Raw genomic sequence first — 4,356 nt, 5'->3', positions numbered from 1 at the left:
ATTAAATGCTATGTTGAAAGTATTATAAATATGTTCAGGATAACAGAGAACATTATGACTCAATATCGACCTCGTTCAGCACGAGGAAATTTGCTCACCTTAGGCCAACACTACGGCCAATCGCTGCTGGGTGCACCGCTGCTTTACTTCCCTGCCCCCACGTCATCTGTTAACACCGGATTGATTATCGCCGGCACCCATGGCGATGAAAGTGCGGCCATTGTTGCCCTTTCCTGCGCGTTACGCACTATTGCCCCGGAACAACAGCGCCATCATGTGGTATTAGCAGTGAACCCGGATGGTTGCCAATTAGGGTTACGTGCTAATGCCAATGGTGTTGATCTTAATCGCAATTTCCCGGCAAAAAACTGGCAACCAGGCGAGACGGTTTATCGCTGGAACAGTGCCGCTGATGCACGTGATGTCCGGTTATTGACGGGCGAACACGCAGGTTCAGAACCAGAAACACAAGCTTTATGCGCCTTGATTGAGCAACTTGCTCCCCGCTGGGTCGTCTCATTCCATGAGCCGCTGGCCTGCATTGAAGACCCTGGTAACTCTGTGCTAGGGGCTCGGTTGGCAGCCAATTTCGCATTACCGCTCGTTAACAGTGTCGGTTACGCCACACCGGGGTCATTTGGTAGCTGGTGCGCTGATCGCAATTTGCCGTGTATCACCGCAGAATTACCGCCGATTTCCGCCGATGCAGCCAGTGAATGTTATCTGGCTGCGTTGGTGGATTTACTTACGTTGGCGGATTAAACCGACAAATCAATCGCCCCCGTAGAGAAGTGCAGTCCATCCTCAATGTCCTGTTCCAACCATGTCGGGCCGTCGAGATCAACAAACCGCGCGCCCGGTGCCAGTGGCAAGGCCGCTCGTATGGCGCGGGAAGTACACAACATGCAACCGAGCATAATGGCAAATCCCTGTGATTTTGCCTGCTCGGCTAGCAATAACGCTTCGGTTAACCCGCCACTTTTGTCCAGTTTAATGTTTACCATGTCATAGCGGCCAACCAGTCCGGCTAAATCCGCCCGCGTATGGCAGCTTTCGTCAGCACAAATCGGCAACGGATGAATAAAATTCTGCAAACTATCATCTTCACCGGCCGGTAGCGGCTGTTCCAGCATCGCCACACCTAAATCTGCCAGTAACTGGCAACGGGCAACCAGCCCTTCGGTTTGCCAGGATTCATTGGCATCCACGATTAAGGTCACTTCTGGCGCAGCACTGCGGATCGCCACTAAACGCTCAGCAATAAGATGGTCATCAAGTTTTATTTTCAACAATCTGGCGCCAAGATGTGCCAATGCACTGGCACTGTACGCCATCGCTTCTGGCGTGCCGATACTGACTGTTTGAGCCATTGAAATATGGGGAATAGCCGTTGTCTGGCTCATGTGCCACAAACTTTGTCGGTTCTGTAAACATTCCAACTGCCACAGTGCACAATCTACCGCATTCCTGGCCGCCCCTGCGGGTAATAGCTGCTGTAAAGCCTGCCGTGAAATGCCACCTTCTATGGCATTCACAACCAAAGCTAGCTGTGCCATGACCGATGATTCACTTTCACCATAATGTGGATATGGGGTACATTCGCCGCAAGCCAGGATGCCGTCCTCTTCAATCTCGACGACCACCACTTTGGCTTCTGTACGGCTACCACGGGAAATAACAAACGCAGAATGTAAAGGCCATGCCTCAGGGTAGAAACGCATTGTTCTCAATTATGGCTCCTTGGCAGAATTCGGGCTTGAGTATCAGACGTTAGAACCTAACGTAAGCAAAATCTCAATTATTTAGCAAATTTCTCATATCCAAGCCGCCATTGTTACCTTAAACTGAACTTCGTGTTACACATCTGTAAAAGGGATCAAATAATGACACAGACCGTACATTTTCAAGGCAATCCAGTGACTGTTGCAGGTCAACTGCCACAAGCTGGCGATAAAGCAAAAGACTTTACTTTGGTTGCGAAAGATTTATCTGATGTTGCCCTGAGCAGCTTCATTGGCAAACGTAAAGTCCTGAATATCTTCCCAAGTATTGATACCGGCGTTTGTGCGGCATCGGTACGTAAATTCAATCAATTGGCTGGCGAACTTGAGAACACTGTCGTTCTTTGTATCTCCTCTGACCTGCCATTTGCTCAATCACGCTTTTGCGGTGCTGAAGGCCTGAGCAACGTAACGACCTTATCAACGCTGCGTGGCGCCGATTTCAAACAAGCTTATGGTGTGGCCATTACCGAAGGCCCATTGGCTGGTTTGACTGCGCGTGCTGTGGTGGTTTTGGATGGGCAAGATAACGTTATCTACAGCGAACTGGTTAACGAAATCACCACTGAACCAAACTATGATGCCGCGCTGGCAGCACTGAAATAACTGGTTAACTTCGGTTTAACTAAACCGGAGCATTAACTCAAAACGGCTGGCCCATCTGGGTACAGCCGTTTTTTATTACAATCCGTTTTTAATACTATCGGTTTTTAATACTATCTGTTTTTAATACAATCCGTTTTTAATACTATCCATTTATAGCAACACATTGCTCTGTTGCTTACTCCTCTTCGCTGTCATCACTGACTGGTCGCTTACTGCTTAAACCATATTCGCGCAACTTGTTGGCAATCGCGGTATGCGAGACGCCAAGGCGCTTGGCCAATTTACGTGTACTGGGATAATTACGGTAAAGACGGGTCAGCACTGAGCGTTCAAAGCGTTTGCTGATGTCATCAAGCGAACCATCAAGCACTTCGTCCCCCAGTACGGCTTCAACTTCAAACTCCGGCAAGATAATGTCCTGGGGCCGCAGTTCGAAACCGTCCAATTGAGTCAGGGCGCGATAAATGGCATTTTTCAACTGCCGCACATTGCCGGGCCAACCATAATTAGTCAGAAAACTGCTCAGTTCAGGAGCCAACTTCGGCCGTGGCACGCCTTGTTCGTCCGAAAAGCGGGCAACGAACAATTCGGTCAGTGGCATGATATCAGCCTGACGCTCACGCAATGGTGGCAAGGTGATAGTCAGCACATTAAGGCGATAATAGAGATCTTCACGAAACTCACCACGCTGAACCAACTCCACCAGGTTCTTTTGCGTGGCGCAAATAACCCGAACATCAACATGCACTTCATGTTCTTCCCCGACACGGCGGAAGGTACCATCATTTAGGAATCGCAACAGTTTGATTTGCATGCGTGGCGACATTTCGCCGATTTCATCCAGTAGCACCGAGCCACCATTCGCCTGCTCAAAGAAGCCTTTTTTACCTTCGATGGCATTCGGGTAAGCCCCGGCTGCATAGCCGAATAGCTCGCTTTCTACCACATCGTCCGGCATTGAAGCACAATTAAGGCCAAGGAAAGGCATTTTCCCGCGCGGGCTACGCAAGTGACAGGCGTGAGCCAAGAGATCTTTACCGGTACCGGTATCACCAACCAATAGCAAGGGGGCATCCAGCATCGCCAACTTACGGGCTTGCTCAAGCACTTGGCGCATCTTAACGCTGCTGGCAACAATCTGTTTAAATTCAGTATCATCGTTAACGGATAAGATTTGTAACTGTTTACCCATGCGCGCCGTGGATTTTAACATCACCACTGCACCCACTGTTTGGTTCTGCTGATGCTCGTCTTCAAGCTCGATGGGGGTTATCTCCATCAGGTAATCCTGATTGTTGATCAACACCCGTTCGGTATGAGGCGCGGTCTCCCCCCCTTCAAACCAACGAGCAAAGTTATATCCCCCGAGTAGACTGCCGGCAGTTTTGTGGCGAATACGCTCCTCATGAAGGGAGAAAAGCTCACGGGCCGCAGGGTTCGCTAACTCAAGATTACCTCTTAAATCAATGGAGAATACCGGTTCTGGCATCGATTCAAGTAACGCTCGCAGCGAGCGGTGTTCACGTTCTGATGGCATAAAGGAGACGGTTCGAACGTCTGTTACCCCCTCGATACGTCGAATATCCATCATTAAGGCACTGAATACACTGAAATCCAGTTGAGAAAAGTTCAGGTAAATACGCCCTATCGGATCAATTTCGATCCCCCGTAAATCAATGCTGCGTAAAACCAAGAGATCAAGTAACTCTCTGGTGAGACCGAGTCGGTCTTCACAAAAAACTTCCAAGCGCATCAGTATCGACCTTATATAGTGCAGGTGCGGAGTCTCTGCTTATGATAATACCCTGTCGCCCCTTGCTGATGAAGCAGTCTGTCAGCAAAAGTTGACAGGAATCGGGTTTTTGCTGATTTTTTTCCCGACCAATGCTAGCAAGGTAAGATTTTCAGCGCCTGCGCGCCATACATCTAGCGAGTTATTAGTTTTTATAAGAATAATTCAGAATAATAT

Annotated in this window: 4 protein-coding genes; 2 read left to right on the top strand and 2 right to left on the bottom strand. The window is 49.0% G+C overall.

From position 1 onward, the window contains the following. Nucleotides 1-54 precede the first annotated feature (54 nt). Complete coding sequence (mpaA, locus tag V2A85_RS22225; protein ID WP_420072391.1) at nt 55-762, top strand: murein tripeptide amidase MpaA; 708 nt, start codon at nt 55-57, stop codon at nt 760-762. Here mpaA and ycjG read toward each other — a convergent pair. After that, entirely contained in the window at nt 759-1,730 is a 972-nt protein-coding gene (ycjG, locus tag V2A85_RS22220) for an L-Ala-D/L-Glu epimerase (RefSeq protein ID WP_372559088.1), read from the bottom strand. The genes mpaA and ycjG overlap by 4 nt on opposite strands. A gap of 153 nt (nt 1,731-1,883) precedes the next feature. On the opposite strand from ycjG, the gene tpx reads away from it, so the two are divergent. Beyond that, nucleotides 1,884-2,387 carry a thiol peroxidase gene (gene tpx, locus V2A85_RS22215; protein ID WP_083158775.1) on the top strand — a complete coding sequence of 168 codons (504 nt, stop codon included), beginning with the start codon at nt 1,884-1,886 and terminating at the stop codon, nt 2,385-2,387. A gap of 175 nt (nt 2,388-2,562) precedes the next feature. Here the strand turns inward: tpx and tyrR are convergent, their stop codons facing one another. Beyond that, nucleotides 2,563-4,140, bottom strand: a complete 1,578-nt coding sequence (tyrR, locus tag V2A85_RS22210) for a transcriptional regulator TyrR (protein WP_420072390.1) — start codon at nt 4,138-4,140, stop codon at nt 2,563-2,565. Nucleotides 4,141-4,356 lie beyond the last annotated feature (216 nt).

Source organism: Yersinia sp. 1252 StPb PI, assembly GCF_048593885.1.
In the GTDB taxonomy this organism is placed as follows: domain Bacteria; phylum Pseudomonadota; class Gammaproteobacteria; order Enterobacterales; family Enterobacteriaceae; genus Yersinia; species Yersinia enterocolitica_E.
This window is presented reverse-complemented; position numbering and strand designations above follow the sequence as displayed.